The following is an 18298-nucleotide window of genomic DNA, read 5'->3' on the forward strand; positions in this document are numbered from 1 at the left end:
CGCGGTGGCTTCACCAGCAGCTACCGCGGAACCTGCACAGGATTTGCCCAAAGCGGTATTGGCATTCTCCTACACTGCAAGTACGGTATCCACCGATGGACCACCACTCCCAAACGTCGTCGGGAATCCCACTGGAGCCGGTATATGGACCGGCCGACCGCAGTGGCGATCCTCCCGCTCCGGGTGCATTTCCGTTCACCAGGGGCAACTTCTCGAGCGGTTATCGCGGACGGCTCTGGACGTTCCGCCAGTATTCCGGCTTCGGCACGGCCGAGGAGTCGAACAGCCGTTACCGCTACCTCCTCGAACAGGGCGGCACCGGACTGTCGGTGGCACTGGATCTGCCGACGCAGTGCGGGTATGACTCCGACGACCCCGAGTACGGCGAAGAGGTCGGCCGGGTCGGCGTCGCGGTGGACACCCTGGCCGATGCCGAGATCCTGTTCGACAGCATTCCGCTGGACAAGATCAGCACCAGCTTCACCATCAACGGCACCGCCGCGATCCTGCTGGCGTTCTACGTCGCGGCCGCGGAGAAGAAGGGGGTGCCGCGCGAGAAGCTGACCGGCACCATCCAGAACGACATCCTCAAGGAGTATGCGTCGCGTGGCACGTGGATCTGGCCGCCCACACCGTCGCTGCGGCTGATCGCTGACACCATCGAGTTCTGTGCGGCAGAGGTGCCACGCTTCAACGCGATTTCGGTGGCCGGCGCACACTTCCGCGATGCCGGTGCCAACGCCGTCCAAGAGATGGCGTTCACGCTGGCCGACGGTGTCACCTATTGCGACACGGTGGTCGAACGCGGCCGGATGACGATCGACAAGTTCGCCCCGCAGATCTCGTTCTTCTTCTATACCCACGGCGATTTCTTCGAGGAAATCGCCAAATATCGCGCCGGACGGCGCCGTTGGGCGACCATCGTGCGGGAGCGTTACGGCGCCGAGACCGACAAGGCCTCGATGTTCCGGTTCGGGTGCGTGTCCGGTGGTGCGTCGTTGTATGCCCCGCAGGCACAGAACAACCTGGTCCGGGTGGCCTACGAGGCACTGGCCTCGGTGCTCGGCGGCGTGCAGTCGATGTTCACCGCCGCGTGGGACGAGCCGTTCGCCCTGCCCAGCGAGGAGTCCGCCACGCTGGCGCTGCGCACCCAGCAGATCCTGGCCTACGAGACCGGGGTCGCCAGGGTGGCTGACCCGCTCGGCGGCTCCTACTTCGTGGAGGCGCTGACCGACGCGACCGAGGAACGGATCATCGAGATCATGGCCGATCTCCAAGCGCACGGCGGCATGGTGCAATCCATCGAAGACGGCTATCTGCAGGGTCTGATCGCCGACGAGGCCTACAAGATTCACCAGGAGGTTGAGTCGGGGGAGCGCCCGGTGGTCGGGGTGAACACGTTCGTCGTCGACGAACCGGCGCCCGATCTGGCCACCTACGAGCTCGACGCCGACGGCCGCGACAAGCAGCTGAAGCGGCTTGCGAAAGTCAAGGCGGAGCGGGACGGCGTCGCCGTCAAAGAAGCCCTTGTCGCACTGGCCCGTTCGGCGGAAGGCGACGACAACCTGATGCACAATCTGATTGACTGCGCCAACGCCTACTGCACGGTGGGCGAGATGGTCTCGACACTGAAGTCGGTGTGGGGCGAGTTCCAGCAGCCGGTGGTCTTCTGATGAGCGCACGCGTCCTGGTTGCCAAACCCGGACTCGACGGCCACGATCGCGGCGCCAAGATCGTCGCCCGCGCACTGCGCGACGCCGGATTTGAGGTAATCTTCACCGGAATCCGGCAACGCATCGAGGACATCGTGTCGATCGCGCTTCAGGAAGACGTTGCCGTTGTTGGGCTTTCGATTCTCTCCGGTGCGCACCTGGCCCTGACCCAGCGCACCGTCGACGCGCTGCTGGCTGCAGATGCGGGCGATATCGCGGTCATCGTCGGTGGCACGATTCCACTCAGCGACGTACCCAAGCTTCTGGAAGCCGGTGCGGCCGCGGTGTTTCCGACCGGAACGTCGCTGGACACCCTGGTCCGTGACGTGCGTGCACTGACCTCAGAACAGGTGGTCGAGTAATGCGTCTTGGTGTGATGATCGGCGCCGAGCGCGGCGATATGGCCCGCAAGGTGAAGAAACTCATCGCCGATATCGAATGGGCCGACACGGCGGGGCTGTCGAGCGCGTGGATGCCGCAGGTGCCCGACGATTTCGACTTATTGAGCATGGTCGCGTTGATGGCGTCGCACAGCACGCGCATCGAACTCGGAACCGCCGTGGTCCCGTTGCAGGCGCAGCATCCCATTGTGCTTGCCCGCCAAGCACTGTCGGTGCATGCCATCTCGAACGGGCGGCTGGCACTCGGCGTCGGCCCGTCGCATCACTGGATCATTCGGGATATGCTCGGTCTGCCCTACGACAAACCGGCCGCGTACACCCGCGACTACCTGCAGGTGTTCAATGCGGCGATCTCCGGGCCCGGCGCTGTCGACGTCGAGAATGACAACTTCACCGTGCACAACCCGACCGCACTCGGCGCCGAGACGAAGATGCCGGTGCTCGTGGCGGCGCTCGGCCCGGTGATGCTGCAGATCGCCGGTGAGCATGCGGACGGCACCACGCTGTGGATGGCCGACGAGAAGGCCATCGCTGAACACATCGCCCCCAAGATCAACAAGGCTGCCGCCGACGCCGGCAAGCCCGCACCACGGATCGTCGCCGGTATCCCCGTCACCCTCTGCGCGAACTCGGAGATCGATGCGGCCAAGGGCCGGGCCAACCGCATCCTGGCCGAGGCCGAGACGTCGCCCAACTATCAGCGCCTGCTGGACCAGGGGGACGCCAGGGACGTCGGCGATCTCTGCGCCGCGGGGGATGAAGAGTCGATTCTGAAGCGGTTCCGCGCGTTCGCTGACGCCGGGGTGACCGACCTATCGGTGCGGCTTCTGCCGATCGGCGAGACCCGCGACGAGCTAGTGGCCTCGAAATATCGCACTCGCGAAGTGATTTCACAGCTCGCTGCCGAAATTCGATGACGGGCACGCTGGCCTCCGGACCTCTGTCCGGAGTTCGGATCCTCGAGGTTGGCGCCATGCTCGCCGGCCCATACGCCACCATGCTGCTCGCCGACCTCGGTGCGCAGGTCATCAAGATCGAACCGCCAGGTGGCGAGATCTCTCGTCAGGTCGCCGACTCCTACTTCGCCAGCCTGAACCGTAACAAACGCAGCGTGTGCCTGGACCTGGCCTCCGAAGCCGGGCAGCGGCGGCTGGGGGAGCTGGCCGCGGAATCCGATGCGCTGCTAGTCAATATGAAGCCGTCGGTGATCCGGCGCTTTGGCCTCACCTACGACGCCCTGCGGGTGCACAACGAGAAGATCGTGTGCGTCGCGCTCACTGGCTACGGTCTCGACGGCGGGGATGACCCGGCGTTCGACTACGTGATACAGGCCGCGACCGGCGTGGCCGCGATGACCGGTGACCCTGAGGCGCCGCCCACCCTGCCGGGCTACTCATCGGCCGATAACTCCACGGGATTGACTGCGGCGCTGGGACTTCTCGCGATGATCGTCTCCGGCGAGGGCGGGCAGGTGGACGTCTCGCTGCGCGATGTGATGTTCTCGCAGCTGAACTACCGCGCCTCGGCGTACCTCAACGACGGTGTGCACCCGCGCAGACACCCCTTCGGCGCGCACTCGTTCTATGTTCCGGCCCAACTGTTTCCGACTGCGGACGGTTACCTGGCGCTGTTCGTCACCCACGACGGATTCTGGAAGAACTTCGCCGCCGAAGCCGGTATCGAGGGGTTCCCGACGATGGCCGAACGGGCCGCGCACCGCGACGATGTTCTGGCGACCGTGACACGGGCACTGGTCGCGGACTCGGCGGTGGGATGGGAAGCGCGGCTGCGCCCGCTGGGTATCCCAGCCGCGGCCGTGCGATCGCTTCCCGACGCGCTCGAGTCGAGCCCGGAAGTCACCGTGACGGCAGGGAACTTCCGCCTGGTCGGCAGTCCGATCCGGGTGGCGGGGTACCAGCCCGACTATCGGCCGCCGCCGGCACTAGACGAATTTCAGTCGTCGTAAGTCAGAGTCACATCGGTTTCGGGCACACCCTGGCAGGTGAGCACCAGCCCGTCGTTGATCTCGCTGTCGTCGAGCGCTTCGTTGATCCGCATCGTGACGGTGCCGTCGGTGACGGTGGCGATGCAGGTGCCACAGTTGCCGGCCTCGCAGCTGTAGGGCGGGGTCAGCCCGGCCCGGCGCGCCGTCTCCAGCAACGTGTCACCTGCGTTCAGGGACACCGTGACCGTGGTGCCGTCCAGGGTGATGGTGGCCGTCCACGGCGAGCTGGCCATCTACTTCTCTCCTCGAGTTTTGAGCATTATCATTCTACCCAGATGAGAATACAGTTCTCTACTGGGGATAGTATGTTCTCGTCCACTGACCTGTCGATGGGATTGTCACTGACCATGTGCGAGCGGACCGCGCCGTGAGCGACGTCAGAGTGCTTGCCTGTGCGGACCGCATGTACACACGATCCCAGGTCGATGCGCTATCCGCCGGGTTGGCCGCCACCTTGGCGCGCCGCGGAGTGCAGGCCGGTCATCGGGTTGCACTGATGTCGTCGAACCGGCCCGAGTTCGTCTTCGCGGTGCGGGCCATCTGGCGCCTCGGTGCGTCGGCGGTGTTGATCAGTCCCAGCTGGAAGGCCGGCGACGTCGGGCGTGCCCTTGAGGTCGCGCATGTCGACCGTATGCACATCGTCACGCCCCCCTCGCGCATCCTAGGTGTGCTCAACATCGCCACCGTGCTCGATACCGGAGCTTGGATGCGCCTGCATCGCAGGTTCGTCCTCGACACGATGCCGCAGCATATCCAGAGCGACCGCATTACTGCCGAAATAGCCGTTGCCCCAATCGTATTGACGATCGCATCACATCCGGAACTGGAGAAATTCGACCTGCCGTCGCTACGCTACATCATGTGGTGCGCCACCCCGGTGACCGCGAGCGTTGCCGATGAGATGACGCGACGGACGGGGGTCGGCTGGATCTCGGCATACGGGACCAGCGAGGTACCGGTGATCGCCGCCGTGACCACCACCGAGGATGTCGGCGCTGATGAGCTCGATGCGCTGATCGCCGACCGGTTGGCCTCCGACAAACGCCCGCGTGACATCGTGTTCGTGCCCGAAATCCCGCGCCTGCCATCGGGTAAGGCGCTGCGGCGAGTTCTCAAGGAGCAGTATGGACGTACGTCTGACCAGTGAGCAGCAACAGCTCCGCGATGCCGCGGCCAAGCTGGCCGACGACTTCGGCCCCGGGTCGGTCGCCGACCTGGACGACCAGTCCCGGCGGGCCCGGCTGGTCAAAACTGTACACGCGACCGGCTGGCGCTCGCTTCGCTCGGATGGTGCCAGCGGCGTCGAAGTCGCCTTGGTGGCTGAGGAATTCGCCCGTGGTCTGGTCGATGTGCCGTTTCTGGGGCCGGTGCTCGCCGACGATGTGTACCGGCTGCTCGGTACCGATCCGCTCCCGGCGACCATCGCGGTGGGCGGCGTGGTCATCGACGCTGACGGGGCCGGCGCGGCGTTACGGCTGGACGGCACCAGCGTGGAGTCGGTCGGCGTGGGTGACGCCCGCGAGGCCGCCGATCTGACCAGGGTCACTGCCGTGGTTGCCGGCGATGCCCAGGTAGTGGGGGAGTTGACTCCCGAGCAGGCGCAGCGCTGGTATGCGCTGGCGCTGGTGGTGACGACGGCCGACCTGGTGGGCGCGGCCCGCGGTACCCACGCGCTGGCAACCGAATACGCCAAGGTGCGCGAGCAGTACGGTGCGACCATCGGCTCGTATCAGGCCGTCGCGCACCTGCTGGCTGAGGGCCTGGCCCTCATCGAGGGGTCCGTCAGCGTGCTACGCCATGCCGCCTGGGCGGTCGACGAACTGCCCGTCGAGCAGGCGGTGGAGGCCGCTCGGGTCGCCAAGATCTATTGTGCGCGGGCCGCATTCGCGGTCGCCGAGATGTCGATTCAGGTGCACGGCGGAATCGGCAACACCTGGGAGTGCCTCGCCCATATCTATCTGCGTCGGGTGCTGGCAGCCACGGAGGCCTGGCCAGTTAAGTTGGAGGAGTTGACCATTGGACTTTCGTGATTCGCCGGATGAGGCCGCTTTCCGGGAGCGGTTGCGCGCCTGGTTGACCGGGCAGAAGGGCAAGTTCCCGACCTCCGGGGACGCCTACTGGGCCAAAGCGGGGGAGTGGCACCGGGCGCTGTATGAGGCCGGCTTCTTCGGGACGTCCTGGCCGAAAGAATATGGCGGCCAGGGCTTGCCAACCGTCTTCGACGTGATCGTCGATGAGGAGATCGCCAAGGCTGGCGCGCCTGCCCGCCCGAGCCTCGGCTATCTGGTGGTCGGGTTGCGCCATCACGGCAGCGAGGAACTGGCCCAGCGATTCCTGCCCGGCATGATCGACGGCACCGAGCGTTGGTGCCAGGGGTTTTCGGAGCCCGGCGCCGGTTCGGATCTGGCATCGCTGACGACGACTGCGACGTGTGACGGTGACGACTACATCATCAATGGCCACAAGATCTGGACCAGCTATTCGGATTGCGCCGATTGGTGCCTGGTGCTGGCGCGCACCGATAGAGACGTGCCCAAGCACAAGGGCATTTCGGCTTTCATCGTAACGATGCACCAGCCCGGCATCGTGCAGCGCCCGCTGAAGATGATCAGCGGCGTGACCAAGGAGTTTGGTCAGGTCGAGTTCGACGGCGTCCGGGTATCGGCCGCGAATATGGTCGGTGCACCGGGCGACGGCTGGAAGCTGGCGATGACCGTCGTCAGCCACGAGCGGGAGCCGTCGACCCTGGGCTTCTCGGCACGGTACGGAAAGCTGGTGCGCCAGATGGCCTCCCGTGTCGACGGCCCCGCCCCCGATGAACTGTCCTGGGCCTGGGTACAGACCGAGATGCTGCGCTTGCACGTGCGTCGGCGGCTGTCCGAACAGCTCGACGGCATCAAGCACGGCCCGGACGGCTCACTGGACAAGCTTCTGATGACGTGGACCGAGCAGTCGGTCGGTCATGCTGCCCTGGCCACCGTCGGCACCGACGACGAGGAATTGTTCGGTGCTTACCTCTACAGTCGCGCCCAGAGTGTCATGGGCGGAACGTCACAGATTCAAAAGAACATCATTGCCGGCCGGATTTTGGGACTAGGAGTCTGAATATGTACGACATGCCGGAGGAGATCATCGTCGAAGCCGACGGTCCGCTGCGCATCATCACGCTGAACCGCCCGGACGAGCTGAACGCGGTCAACGACAACCTGCACGTGGGCCTGGCCACGGTCTGGGAAGCGCTCAATGAGGATGCGTCCGCGCGCGCGGCCGTCATCACCGGTGCGGGCCGGGCGTTCTCGGCGGGTGGCGACTTCAACTATCTCGATGAGCTACGCAACGATGAAGCGTTGCGGCAGAAGACGATCAAGCATGGTCGCGATCTGGTGATCGGGATGGTGCGTTGCCGGATTCCGTTGGTCGCGGCCGTCAACGGGCCAGCCGTGGGGCTGGGCTGCAGCCTGGCCGCCCTGAGCGATATCGTCTACATCGCCGAGAACGCGTTCTTCGCCGACCCACACGTGTCGATCGGCCTGGTGGCCGCCGACGGCGGCCCGCTGGTGTGGGGCTCGCAGATCTCGCTGCTGCAGGCCAAGGAGTTCGCGCTGACGGGTGTGCGGATCAAGGCGCAGCGCGCGGTCGAACTGGGATTGGCCAATCATGTTGTCGCCGAACCGGTGGCCGAGGCCATCGCGTGCGCGAAGAAGCTCATCGAGCTGCCGCAGCAGGCGGTGGAAGCCACCAAGCGGCTGATGAATATTCAGCTGGAGAAGTCGGTGATGGCCTCGTTGGACTACGCAAACCTCGCCGAGTACGTGTCGTTCGGCACCGCCGACTTCAACAAGATCGTCGACGGGTTGATCGCCACGAAGTAGCGCTACTTCGGCGGGAAGCGCAGCGCGCCGGCCAGCCGGATGGTTTCGCCGTTGAGGTAGTCGTGTTCGACGATCGACGGTGCCAGAGAACTGTATTCGACGGAGCGTCCCATCCGCTTGGGGAACGGCACCTGCGGGCCCCAGTAGGCCTGCGCACGTAGGGAACTCCACGCTCGCTGGCCAGCGCCTCACGCTTCTTGCAACTGACACTCTCTACTTGCGAGAATAGTATTCTCATGTCGTCTGAAATACGTCAACCCGCGTCGGTGAGCATCTGCGCGCTAGCGTTGCCCACCATGGATGTCGCCGAGCTCATCATCGCGGCCCGCGGGGGCAACACCCGTGCGGTCGGGCGGCTGCTGAGCCTGGTCGAAAGTGCCCGCCGCGACGAAGTGCTCGCGCAGATCGGTCCGGCCACAGTGCCCGTAGTCGGCGTGACGGGCCCGCCCGGTGCGGGCAAGTCGACAACGATCGCGGTCCTCGCCGCAGCGTATCGCGAACGCGGACAACGGGTCGCGGTGCTCGCCGTGGATCCGTCGTCGCCCTACAGCGGCGGTGCCCTGCTGGGTGACCGGATCAGGATGGCGCAGCACATCAACGATCCGGACGTGCTGATCCGATCGGTGGCGACCCGGGGTCATCTCGGCGGCCTGGCCGCCGCCGTACCCGCCGCCATCCGGCTGCTGGGTGCGCTGGGCTATGACGTCGTGCTGTTGGAGAGCGTCGGAGTCGGACAGTCCGAGATCGAGATCGCCGCGGTCGCCGATCCGACGATCGTCATCCTCAATCCGGGCACCGGTGACGCCGTGCAGGCCGCCAAGGCAGGCCTACTTGAGGTCGCCGATCTGGTGGTGGTCAACAAGGCCGACCGGGACGGTGCCGCCCAGACGGTGCGCGACCTCAAGTTCGAGACACATGTTCCGGTGCTGACGCTGGTGGCAGCGCGGTCCGAAGGGGTTGGGGAGCTCGTCGAGGCGATCGAGGCGCACCGCCGAGCCGACACCCCAGCCCGGCGCGCGGCTCGGGCGCGGGCACAGGTTCTCTCACTGGCGCAGAGCCGCCTGCACAGCCACCCGGATCTCGACTCGCTGGCCGAAGCCGTCGCCGATGGCCGCATCGACCCCTATACCGCCGCGGAAACCCTTATCGCACAGAGAGTTACGCCGACCGTCGATCCGCAGTGAGCCGGCGCGCTACTTGCGGGCGAAGCCCTGGGAGCAGAAGGTCCACACCTCATCGCCGCTGATCGGCGAATGGGCGTTCTCCTCGTCCTCCACCCCGCTCGACTGAGCGATGAACATGATGGTCTGCATGGTCATCGCCGCCATCCGGCGGGGGTTGGCATCGTCCCGTAGCTCACCGGCGGCGCCGGCTTCGATCATCAGCTCAGAGAACAGCGCGACCAACGGGGCGTGGGCAACCTTGACCTCGGTCGGGTGCGAGATCAGCAGTTGCGGGGCGAAGTCGGTGAACAGTGGTCGGCGCGCTGTGGGGTCCGGCCGGGAGAGTTCGAAAAGCAGCGTGACGGCGACCTTGAGCCGGTCCAGCGGATCCTTCTGGGCTGACGTCGCCGCCCGGATCTGATCGGCGGCCCGGCTCAGTGCGTCTTCGAACAGCGCGAGTAGCAGTTCGTGCTTACCGTCGAACTGCAGGTAGAAGCTGCGCAGCGACTGACGCGATCGATCCACCACTTCCTGCACGGTGAAGTCGGTGCTGCCCTTTTCGGTGATGATGGCCTGTGCGGCATCTAAAAATCGCTGCACACGCTGCCCGGCGCGCACCTTGGCGGTCCGGATGGACCGCTCGACAGCGCGCTGTTTCCAGGCAGGCTCTTCGCTCGGGCTGTTCACTGAAAGGACCTCAACGAGCGCGAGTCAGCGATTCGGATGTATCTCACGGGTAGAGAGTACTACTCTCAGCGGCGAGAATTACGTTCTCAATCCACTGGGGACCAAAATTTTCGTCCCGCTCAGTCTAAAGGGTAACCAGCGCATTCGCCGCCGTGGCGTACGTCACAGATTCACCAGGCGGGGGGCCGAGCCCCGGGCCCGCAATCCTGCCCCGGCCTTGCGGGTCAGTTCCCGCGAACTGCCCAGCAGCCCGTCTAGCACCAGGGCGCGCGTCAGATGGTGATGGAACTCGTGTTCGGCGGTGAAGCCGATCCCGGCCAGCACCTGCTGACAGTGTTTGGCGGCGGTCAATGCGGCCTTACCGGCAGCGGCTTTGGCCAGCAGCGCGGTCAGGTCGGGGCTCTCCGCCGCGGGTGTGCTCAGTGTCGCTTCAGCACCCTCGATGGCCACCAGTGTCTCGGCCAGCCGGTGCCGGATCGCTTGAAACGCGGCGACCGGGCGTCCGAATTGCATGCGGTCCAGGGCGTGCTGGCGGGCGACGGTGAGCATCGCGCGTGCCGAGCCGACCAACCACCAACCCACCGCGAGCCGGGCTTCGGCCACCCGGATCGGATAGCCCTCCTGCTCCCGGCGCAGCGGCAGCCCGCCGAGCGTGGTATCGCTGTCCTCGGTGGCCGTGCGGTCCCATACCACCCACGTGTTGCCTGCGTACGGCAGGGGGAGCTCCACGCTGTCACCGATGGTGTTTCCGGTCGCATGCAGCACGACGTCCACGAGAACCGAAGCGTGTGAGCCGGTCTCGCCCAGTAACCGAAACACCAGCGGCACCGCGACCTCGGGGATATCGGACAGCATGTCCGCCCAGCCCAGCTCGGTCAGTGCCGCGTCGAGATCCGGTCCGGACGACGAGAGCATCGTCTTGCGCACGCCGGCTTCGAGCAGTTCGAGGGATTCGGGATCCATATCACTCCTTCCCAAGTTCAAGCAGCCGTCGGGCGATGATGTTGCGCTGCACCTCGGCGGTGCCGCCGTAGATGGTGGCCGCGCGTGAATACAGGTACTCGGTGCGCCAGTCATTGCCGTCGAGTTCGATGGTGCCCCCGGGCAATAGATCGCGCGCGGTGTCGTAGAGGCGCTGTTCGGCGCCGGCCAGCAGCACCTTGTCGATCGAGGTGTCCGGACCCAGCTTCTGCCCGTCGGCCAGTCGGTGCTGAGTGGCCCTGGACCGGCAGCGCAACGTGTGCAGTGCGAGAAATGTCTCGCCCATATCCGTATCGATGCTCTCGCCTTGGCCGGCGACTTCACCGATGAGCGCGTCGAATCGTGAGTACAGGTAGGCGATTCGCTGCCAGAAACATGTCGAGCGCTCATACGGCAGTAGGTCCATCGCCAACTGCCAGCCGTCGCCGGGCGCACCGAGCATCCGGCTGGCGTCGACGGCGACATTGTCGAAGTACACCTCGCAGAACTCGTCGACCCCGTGCATGGTGTGCAGCGGCCGGATCGTGATGCCCGGGGTGTCGAGGTCGACGAAGAATGCGGTGATCGCCTGATGGTTGGGGGTGTCCGCGTCGCTGGTGCGGGTCAACAAGATGCAGCGGTGGGAGAACTGCGCGAAGCTGGTCCATACCTTCTGGCCGTTGATGATGTAGCGATCCGCGCCTTCTTGTCGGACAGCGCGCGTGGTCAGCGACGCCAAGTCGCTGCCCGAGCCAGGTTCGGAAAACCCTTGGCACCACTGCTCTTCGCCCGACAGCATCTTCGGCAGCATCTCGGCAGCCAATTCCGCTGTGGCATAGTCGATCATCGTCGGAGCCAACACTTCGATCATCGAGTACGGACCGGGCTCGGCCAGGCGCCGGCCGACGATCTCTTCACCCACGATGGCCCGCAACATATTCGGCCCGCCGAGGCCGCCCGCGTGCTCGGGCCAGCCGTACCGGCCCCAGCCGGCGTCGTAGAGCGCGCGCATGACGCGCGCGAACTGCCGCATGTGGCCGGCCAGCGAGTGGTCGTCGGGCGGCGTCAGGTCATTCTTAGCGAGCCAGGCCCGTAGCGCAGTGCGGAACGTGGCCGGGTCGTGCAGATCGGCCGTCATCCCGCAGCGGGCCTGCCGATCGCGTGCGGGCGACCGGAATCGTGCACGCCGCTGCGACGGATGAAGGTCATGGCCCTGGTCTTCAGGCGCCAGCCGTCGGCGGTGCGCAGGTAGTTGTCCTTGTAGTAGCCGATGCGCATGTCGTGGGCCGAATGCTCGATGAAACACAGCGTCTGTGTGCCGGTGGCGGTATCGGCGCCTTCGGTCAGCTCGACCAGCGCTGTGCCGGTCATGAACAAGCCCTTGGGAGCAGCGTCGACGAGTTCGGGGAACCGCGACAATGTGTATGTCGACCCGAATGCGCTGTAGGTGCCATCCGGGGTGAATACCGAAACCAGGCCATCGATATCGCCCTGAGTGATGGTGACGGCGTACTTCGCGAGCAGCTGCTGGATCTCGACCAGATCCTCAGTTCGTGACGGTGTCATTCTTGAAGACCTTACCTGCTTTCATTACAAAGGTGACCTGTTGTGTAACGGTGATGTCCTGCAGTGGATCACCGGGCACGGCGATGAGATCGGCGAGAAGGCCCTCGGCGATCCGGCCCCGATCGGTGACGTTGATCAAGTCGGCCGCCACGACGGTGGCGGCCCGCAGCACCGCGGCCGGGGGCATGCCCCATTCCACCAGGGTGACCAGCTCGTCGGCGTTCCTGCCATGGGGGATGGCGGGTGCGTCGGTGCCGACGGCAATCTTCACCCCGGCCTCATACGCTGCCTTGATCGAAGTCTGCGCCTTCGGGAACATCACGGCTGCCTTGTCCTGCAACGCCTTCGGCGCTTGTGAAACGTCCATCGCCTGAGCCAGACGGCGAGTGGTCACCAGAAACCGGTCATTGTCGACCAGCATCTGGATCGCTTCGTCGTCCATCAAGAAGCCGTGCTCGATGCAGTCAATCCCGCATGCCACCGCATGCTTGACGGCCTCGGCTCCGTGCGTGTGTGCGGCCACCCGAAGCCCGCGTCGGTGCGCCTCGTCGACGATGGCGCGCAGCTCTTCATCCGAATAGTGCTGCGCGCCCGCCTCACCGGTGAGCGACATGACGCCACCGGAGACGCAGACCTTGATCAGTTGTGCGCCGTGCTTGATCTGGTAACGCACCGCTTTGCGGATCTCGTCGACCCCGTTGGCGATGCCCTCCTCGACCGTGAGCTCCAGCGCACCGGGCATGAACGCGGCGAACATCGTCGGGTCCAGATGGCCGCCGGTCGGGGTGATGGCATGACCGGCCGGGATGATGCGCGGGCCGTCGATCCAGCCTGCGTCGATGGCCTTACCCAGCGCGACGTCGAGCAGATAGCCGCCGGTCTTCACGAAGAGTCCGAGGTTGCGCACCGTGGTGAAGCCGGCACGCAGCGTACGGCGGGCATTGCCTACCGCACGCAGCACCCGGGTTGGCGGGTCGTCCTGAACCTGGGACAGTCCGGGGTTTTCACCCCGGCCGCCCATCAGGAGGTTGACCTCCATGTCCATCAGGCCCGGCAACAGGATGGCGTCCCCGAGATCGATGATCTCGCCTTCGGGGGTGCCACCGAGACCGACGATGCGGTCGCCGTCGACCTTCACAATGCCGGGGCGGACGATCTCGCCCGCGTCGACATCGACGTACCCGGCAGCCTTGAGGGTCAGCACGCTCAGACCACCGGCTCCTTGATCAGGCCGATATAGGCTGCGCCGCTGTCGAGTACGCGGGGCTGCTTCCACACTTCGATTGGAAAGCTGACCTGCACGATCGACTGTCCCAGGTGCACCAGGGCTTTGGCGTCCGCCGGCATGCCCTTGAGCGGGAAGCGGGCGTCGACGTAGACCATGATGTCTTCCAGCCGAGCCATACCGGCGTCGTACAGCTCCTGCATCTCGTCCATCGTGGAGCTCAGCCGCTTCTGGTAGCGCTCTTCCTCGGTGGGCAGGCACCAGTCACTGAAGCGTTCCAGGTCGGCGAATTCTTCTGGCAACTTAGACATTTGCTGGATCCCTTTCTTCAGCCTCGGAGCCCACGGCGGCAGCTGAGCCGTTCCCGTTGGCCATTGACTCTTTGTACCGGTCCACGTACTGGTGGGCAGTCATATGCAGGTGACGCAGCAGGATCTCCTGATCGCACAACGGGAAGTCCTTAACCACCTGGGTGCCGATCTGAGTCTGCGTGGCCTCCAGGGTGTTTGCGTCCTGGAACGCATACTCCTTGAACGTGACCGCCGCCAGCTCCTGCGAGAGCCGCTGGCGCAGGTTGGTGGGCGGCACGAAGTACAGGTCGGCCTCGAAGATGTGCTTGTCCACCGCGGTGGGCCAGTAGTTGTAGGTCAGGTACCAGCCCGGTGCCCAGAACAGCAGCGTGAAGTTGGGGAAGAACTCGAAGGAATCAGTGCCCCAAGTCTTATGGCGGCCTGGGTTGATGGCCGGCGGCAGCTCATCGGGCAGGATGCCCTTGATGTCGGGCCGGTCCCACGGGCCGAACAGGCCGCTGTGCAGGATCTGTTCGATCGGCTTGACCATGTTGATGTCTTTGGGCGGGCTCATGCCACCCCAGGACGACACCATGCAATGGTCACCCTTGATGTCGTAAGCCAGTGCCTCGAAGCCGAACTTGGCCAGCTTCTCGGCTTCCTCGCGCTCCGCCTGCTTCATGTGCAGGATCGGCGCGTGATAGAACTCGGTGAACGCGTCGATGAACAACTTCCAGTTGGCGTTGATCTCCGAGCGGTAGCTGTAGTGCTCGGTCATCTCGTGGAACGGGTAGCCCTCCAGCCCCGCGCCGAATTCGCCCAGGTACTCGCGTAGCGACACGGCGTTGTCGTCGACGTTGACGAAAATGAAGCCTTCCCAGACCTCGCAACGCACGGACTTCAGCGGGTAATCGGCCTTGTCCAGGTCGAAGAACTCGCTTTCCTGCTGCACGAAGGTCAGGTCGCCCTTGAGGTCGTAGCGCCAGGCGTGGTACTTGCAGACGAACTGGCGGCAGCTACCGGAGACCTCTTCGCCCGGGAAGTCGTTCCACACCAGCTTGTTTCCGCGGTGGCGGCACAGGTTGTAGAAGGCCCGGATTTCATCACCGTCGTTGACGATGATGATCGACACACCGGGCCCGACTGACGGCAGCTCACGCGTGACGTAGTTGCCCTTCTTGGGAACCAGCTCAACGCGGCCCATCTGCAGCCAGGTCTTCTTGAAGATCGCCTGCTGCTCGAGCTTCCACTGCTCGGGGTCGACCGAATCGGTGTAATCGACCGGACCGGTGCCCAGTTCGGGCCAGTTCTCGGTCCAGCTACCCACCGCTGGTTTTGGAAAAAATGCCACGTACTTACCTTTCGTCCTCGAGCTGTACGCCAAAAGTGTTGAATGCCATGGCCAACATGCCGTGGCTGCCGACGGTGAAGACGAAATCCATCCGCTGGCGCTCGGTGAGGTCGGGATGCCGGACAAGGGTGGACAGCGCTGTCCCGGCGCCCTCGGGGTTGTGCCGATTGCGCGGCAGCATGCCCGTGAGGGCGAGTGGCACCTCGTCGTCCCACTGTTCAGCTGGTAGCGGCGCCAAGCGCATCGGTAACCCCCTCCCAAGGCAGAGAATCCCATTCTCAGATCCGAATAACAGGTTTCCATGAACGCGCCACAAGGTCAATCTCCGCATCCGAGCAGGGCGGAAAACCGAGGTAGGGCAGGCGTGTCGGAACGTCAGCCTACTGCGGCTACGCGCCGGTAAGGCGATTATCGAATGTTGATTCTCGTGTAATGAGAAGCTAGTTTTCATGGAGGGCAGCCAAGGAAGGAACCGCCATGCGCAAAGAGGACATGATTCTGATCAGCGTCGACGATCACATTGTTGAGCCGCCCGATATGTTCAAGAACCATCTGCCGAAGAAGTACATCGACGACGCACCCCGGTTGGTCCACAACCCGGACGGCTCGGATATGTGGCGCTTCCGCGACATCGTGATCCCCAACGTTGCCTTGAATGCGGTGGCGGGGCGTCCGAAGGAGGAGTACGGCCTGGAGCCGCAGGGGCTCGATGAGATCCGGCCCGGTTGTTTCGATGTTGATGAGCGCGTCAAGGATATGAACGCCGGGGGCATCCTCGGGTCGATGTGTTTCCCGTCGTTCCCGGGCTTCGCTGGGCGCCTGTTCGCCACCGACGATCACGACTTCTCGGTAGCGCTGGTGCAGGCCTATAACGACTGGCATGTCGAGGAGTGGTGTGGCGCCTACCCGGCGCGGTTCATTCCGATGACGTTGCCGGTGATCTGGGATCCGGTGGCCTGTGCCGCCGAGATCCGCCGGAATGCTGCCCGCGGTGTGCACTCGCTGACGTTTAGCGAGAACCCTTCGGCGATGGGCTATCCGAGCTTCCACGATTTCGACCACTGGAAGCCGATGTGGGATGCGCTGGTCGACACGGACACCGTGCTCAACGTGCACATCGGTTCGTCGGGCCGGCTGGCGATCACCGCTCCGGATGCTCCGATGGATGTGCTGATCACGCTGCAGCCGATGAACATCGTGCAGGCCGCGGCGGATTTGCTGTGGTCGCGGCCGATCAAGGAGTACCCCGACCTCAAGATCGCCTTGAGTGAGGGCGGCACCGGCTGGATTCCGTATTTCCTGGAGCGCGCCGATCGCACCTATGAGATGCACTCGACGTGGACGGGGCAGGACTTCGGTAAGCAGAAGCCCTCGGAGGTGTTCCGGGATCACTTCCTGACGTGCTTCATTTCAGATCATGTCGGGGTGAAGCTGCGCAACGACGTTGGCATCGACAACATCTGTTGGGAAGCCGACTACCCGCACAGCGACTCGATGTGGCCCGGTGCCCCCGAACAGCTCGACGAGGTGTTGCGGGAACACAACGTGCCCGACGACGAGATCAACAAGATGACCTACGAGAACGCGATGCGCTGGTATCACTGGGACCCGTTCACCCACATCGCCAAGGAGCAAGCCACCATTGGCGCGCTACGCAAGGCCGCCGAGGGCCACGACGTCTCCACCCAGGCGCTGTCAAAGAAGGAAAAGACGGGCGCCAACTTCGCCGATTTCGCGGCGAATGCCAAGGAACTGAGCGGCAACAAGGACTGAACCGGTTCGCCGCAGCGACAGTGCACCGGTCCGTGGAATGCCGATCGCGCTGGTTCACTCTGCTGCCGCCGATGACGTAGTAGAGGAGTGTTGGGGTGTCTTCAGGGATGAACTTCGAACTGACCGAAGATCAGGAACTGATCCGTAAGTCGGTGCGAGAGCTGGCATCACGCTTCGATGACCAGTACTGGATGGACAAGGACCAGGGGCACGAGTTTCCTATCGAGTTCTACGACTCCATCGCCAAGGGCGGCTGGCTTGGGATGACCATCCCGCAGGAGTACGGCGGCCACGGGCTGGGCATCACCGAGGCCACGCTGCTGGCCGAGGAGGTCGCTCGCTCCGGTGGCGCCATGAACGCCGCCAGCGCGATCCACCTGTCGATCTTCGGTATGCAGCCGGTGGTGGTGTTCGGCTCGGACGAGATGAAGGCTGCGACGCTGCCGCGGATCGTCAACGGGGACCTTCACGTCTGCTTCGGCGTCACCGAACCCGGTGCCGGACTCGATACTTCGCGCATCACGACGTTCGCCAAGCGTGACGGCGACGACTATGTTGTCAACGGCCGAAAAGTGTGGATCTCCAAGGCGCTGGAATCCGAGAAGATCCTGCTGCTGACCCGGACCGAGAGTCGCGACGACGTCGAGAACCGCGGCGGCAAGCCCACGGAGGGATTATCGCTGTTCCTCACCGATATCGACCGGGACCACGTCGACATCCGGCCCATCAAGAAGATGGGGCGCAACGCCGTCAGCTCCAACGAGGTGTTCATCGACGATCTGCGGGTCCCGGTCTCCGACCGCATCGGTGAAGAGGGCAAGGGCTTCTCCTACATCCTGCACGGGCTGAACCCCGAGCGAATGCTGATCGCCGCCGAGGCGCTGGGCATCGGGCGTGTGGCGCTGGACCGGGCGGTGAGATACGCCAACGAGCGCGTGGTGTTCGACCGGCCGATCGGGATGAACCAGGGGATCCAGTTCCCGCTGGCCGATTCGCTGGCGCGTCTGGACGCCGCCGAGCTGATCCTGCGCAAGGCGACGTGGCTCTACGACAACGGAAAGCCGTGCGGCCGCGAAGCCAATATGGCCAAATACCTTTGCGCGGACGCCGGATTCGGGGCAGCCGACCGTGCCCTGCAGACCCACGGCGGCATGGGCTACTCCGAGGAATACAACATCTCGCGGTTCTTCCGTGAATCACGCCTAATGAAGATCGCCCCGGTCAGCCAGGAGATGATCCTGAACTTCCTCGCGGCCAACGTTCTCGGCCTGCCCAAGAGTTACTAGTGTCCTG

Annotated in this window: 20 protein-coding genes and 1 pseudogene; 11 read left to right on the plus strand and 10 right to left on the minus strand. The window is 64.6% G+C overall.

All coding sequences use genetic code 11. The features are described from left to right. Positions 1 to 95: 95 nt before the first annotated feature. The 4 genes from G6N13_RS14960 to G6N13_RS14975 are packed head-to-tail and all read left to right on the plus strand — an operon-like array spanning position 96 to position 4079. Positions 96 to 1673 carry a methylmalonyl-CoA mutase family protein gene (locus G6N13_RS14960; RefSeq protein ID WP_163698198.1) on the plus strand — a complete coding sequence of 526 codons (1578 nt, stop codon included), beginning with the start codon at positions 96 to 98 and terminating at the stop codon, positions 1671 to 1673. Then, positions 1673 to 2074, plus strand: a complete 402-nt coding sequence (locus G6N13_RS14965) for a cobalamin B12-binding domain-containing protein (protein WP_163698200.1) — start codon at positions 1673 to 1675, stop codon at positions 2072 to 2074. Before G6N13_RS14960 ends, G6N13_RS14965 begins: the two co-directional genes overlap by 1 nt. Next, on the plus strand, positions 2074 to 3030 hold the full coding sequence (locus tag G6N13_RS14970; RefSeq protein WP_163698201.1) for an LLM class F420-dependent oxidoreductase: 957 nt from the start codon (positions 2074 to 2076) through the stop codon (positions 3028 to 3030). The genes G6N13_RS14965 and G6N13_RS14970 overlap by 1 nt, the downstream gene beginning before the upstream one ends. Continuing rightward, positions 3027 to 4079, plus strand: coding sequence for a CaiB/BaiF CoA transferase family protein (locus G6N13_RS14975; protein WP_163698203.1), 1053 nt, complete (start codon positions 3027 to 3029; stop codon positions 4077 to 4079). The genes G6N13_RS14970 and G6N13_RS14975 overlap by 4 nt, the downstream gene beginning before the upstream one ends. On the opposite strand, the gene G6N13_RS14980 is transcribed toward G6N13_RS14975, so the two are convergent. Continuing rightward, positions 4067 to 4351 carry a 2Fe-2S iron-sulfur cluster-binding protein gene (locus tag G6N13_RS14980; RefSeq protein ID WP_163698205.1) on the minus strand — a complete coding sequence of 95 codons (285 nt, stop codon included), beginning with the start codon at positions 4349 to 4351 and terminating at the stop codon, positions 4067 to 4069. The two genes, G6N13_RS14975 and G6N13_RS14980, sit on opposite strands and share 13 nt — an antisense overlap. A 134-nt stretch (positions 4352 to 4485) precedes the next feature. Between G6N13_RS14980 and G6N13_RS14985 the strand changes: the two genes are divergently transcribed. Genes G6N13_RS14985 through G6N13_RS15000 form a run of 4 tightly spaced genes read left to right on the plus strand, consistent with a single transcriptional unit; the run spans position 4486 to position 7990 of the window. Beyond that, a complete protein-coding gene (locus G6N13_RS14985) occupies positions 4486 to 5265 on the plus strand; it encodes an AMP-binding protein (RefSeq protein ID WP_163698207.1) in 780 nt (259 codons plus the stop codon). Continuing rightward, entirely contained in the window at positions 5243 to 6148 is a 906-nt protein-coding gene (locus G6N13_RS14990) for an acyl-CoA dehydrogenase family protein (RefSeq protein WP_163698209.1), read from the plus strand. Before G6N13_RS14985 ends, G6N13_RS14990 begins: the two co-directional genes overlap by 23 nt. Then, a complete protein-coding gene (locus G6N13_RS14995) occupies positions 6135 to 7223 on the plus strand; it encodes an acyl-CoA dehydrogenase family protein (protein WP_163698211.1) in 1089 nt (362 codons plus the stop codon). Before G6N13_RS14990 ends, G6N13_RS14995 begins: the two co-directional genes overlap by 14 nt. Positions 7224 to 7225: 2 nt before the next feature. After that, a complete protein-coding gene (locus G6N13_RS15000; RefSeq protein WP_163698213.1) occupies positions 7226 to 7990 on the plus strand; it encodes an enoyl-CoA hydratase/isomerase family protein in 765 nt (254 codons plus the stop codon). Between the two features lie 2 nt (positions 7991 to 7992). On the opposite strand, the pseudogene G6N13_RS15005 reads toward G6N13_RS15000, so the two are convergent. Beyond that, positions 7993 to 8142: pseudogene (locus G6N13_RS15005) on the minus strand (3-hydroxyacyl-CoA dehydrogenase); the annotation flags it as partial. Between the two features lie 144 nt (positions 8143 to 8286). On the opposite strand from G6N13_RS15005, the gene meaB reads away from it, so the two are divergent. Beyond that, positions 8287 to 9174: a methylmalonyl Co-A mutase-associated GTPase MeaB gene (gene meaB / locus G6N13_RS15010; RefSeq protein ID WP_163698215.1), complete on the plus strand. Its 888-nt coding sequence runs from the start codon at positions 8287 to 8289 to the stop codon at positions 9172 to 9174. Between the two features lie 9 nt (positions 9175 to 9183). On the opposite strand, the gene G6N13_RS15015 is transcribed toward meaB, so the two are convergent. The 8 genes from G6N13_RS15015 to G6N13_RS15050 form a co-directional block, all read right to left on the minus strand. Continuing rightward, a complete protein-coding gene (locus G6N13_RS15015; RefSeq protein WP_163698217.1) occupies positions 9184 to 9840 on the minus strand; it encodes a TetR/AcrR family transcriptional regulator in 657 nt (218 codons plus the stop codon). A gap of 162 nt (positions 9841 to 10002) precedes the next feature. Beyond that, the gene (locus G6N13_RS15020) at positions 10003 to 10803 is read right to left on the minus strand and encodes an acyl-CoA dehydrogenase family protein (protein WP_163698219.1); all 801 of its coding nucleotides are present in this window, start codon (positions 10801 to 10803) and stop codon (positions 10003 to 10005) included. 1 nt (position 10804) lies between these two features. Then, entirely contained in the window at positions 10805 to 11938 is a 1134-nt protein-coding gene (locus tag G6N13_RS15025) for an acyl-CoA dehydrogenase family protein (protein ID WP_163698221.1), read from the minus strand. Beyond that, positions 11935 to 12366 (minus strand): nuclear transport factor 2 family protein, encoded by a 432-nt coding sequence (locus G6N13_RS15030; protein ID WP_163698223.1) that lies wholly within the window; start codon positions 12364 to 12366, stop codon positions 11935 to 11937. Before G6N13_RS15030 ends, G6N13_RS15025 begins: the two co-directional genes overlap by 4 nt. Further along, entirely contained in the window at positions 12347 to 13570 is a 1224-nt protein-coding gene (locus G6N13_RS15035) for a metal-dependent hydrolase family protein (RefSeq protein ID WP_163698225.1), read from the minus strand. Before G6N13_RS15035 ends, G6N13_RS15030 begins: the two co-directional genes overlap by 20 nt. 2 nt (positions 13571 to 13572) lie before the next feature. Then, the gene (locus G6N13_RS15040; protein WP_163698228.1) at positions 13573 to 13902 is read right to left on the minus strand and encodes a hypothetical protein; all 330 of its coding nucleotides are present in this window, start codon (positions 13900 to 13902) and stop codon (positions 13573 to 13575) included. Further along, positions 13895 to 15232 carry an SRPBCC family protein gene (locus G6N13_RS15045; RefSeq protein ID WP_163698230.1) on the minus strand — a complete coding sequence of 446 codons (1338 nt, stop codon included), beginning with the start codon at positions 15230 to 15232 and terminating at the stop codon, positions 13895 to 13897. Before G6N13_RS15045 ends, G6N13_RS15040 begins: the two co-directional genes overlap by 8 nt. Positions 15233 to 15236: 4 nt before the next feature. Continuing rightward, complete coding sequence (locus G6N13_RS15050; RefSeq protein WP_163698233.1) at positions 15237 to 15476, minus strand: hypothetical protein; 240 nt, start codon at positions 15474 to 15476, stop codon at positions 15237 to 15239. A gap of 233 nt (positions 15477 to 15709) precedes the next feature. Here G6N13_RS15050 and G6N13_RS15055 point away from each other — a divergent pair, with 233 nt between their 5' ends. Both G6N13_RS15055 and G6N13_RS15060 read left to right on the plus strand, forming a co-directional pair. Further along, complete coding sequence (locus G6N13_RS15055) at positions 15710 to 17005, plus strand: amidohydrolase family protein (protein WP_163698235.1); 1296 nt, start codon at positions 15710 to 15712, stop codon at positions 17003 to 17005. Positions 17006 to 17112: 107 nt separating this feature from the next. Beyond that, positions 17113 to 18291: an acyl-CoA dehydrogenase family protein gene (locus G6N13_RS15060; protein ID WP_163698237.1), complete on the plus strand. Its 1179-nt coding sequence runs from the start codon at positions 17113 to 17115 to the stop codon at positions 18289 to 18291. The last annotated feature ends 7 nt before the right edge of the window (positions 18292 to 18298 follow it).

Source organism: Mycolicibacterium sarraceniae (assembly GCF_010731875.1).
In the GTDB taxonomy this organism is placed as follows: Bacteria; Actinomycetota; Actinomycetes; order Mycobacteriales; family Mycobacteriaceae; genus Mycobacterium; species Mycobacterium sarraceniae.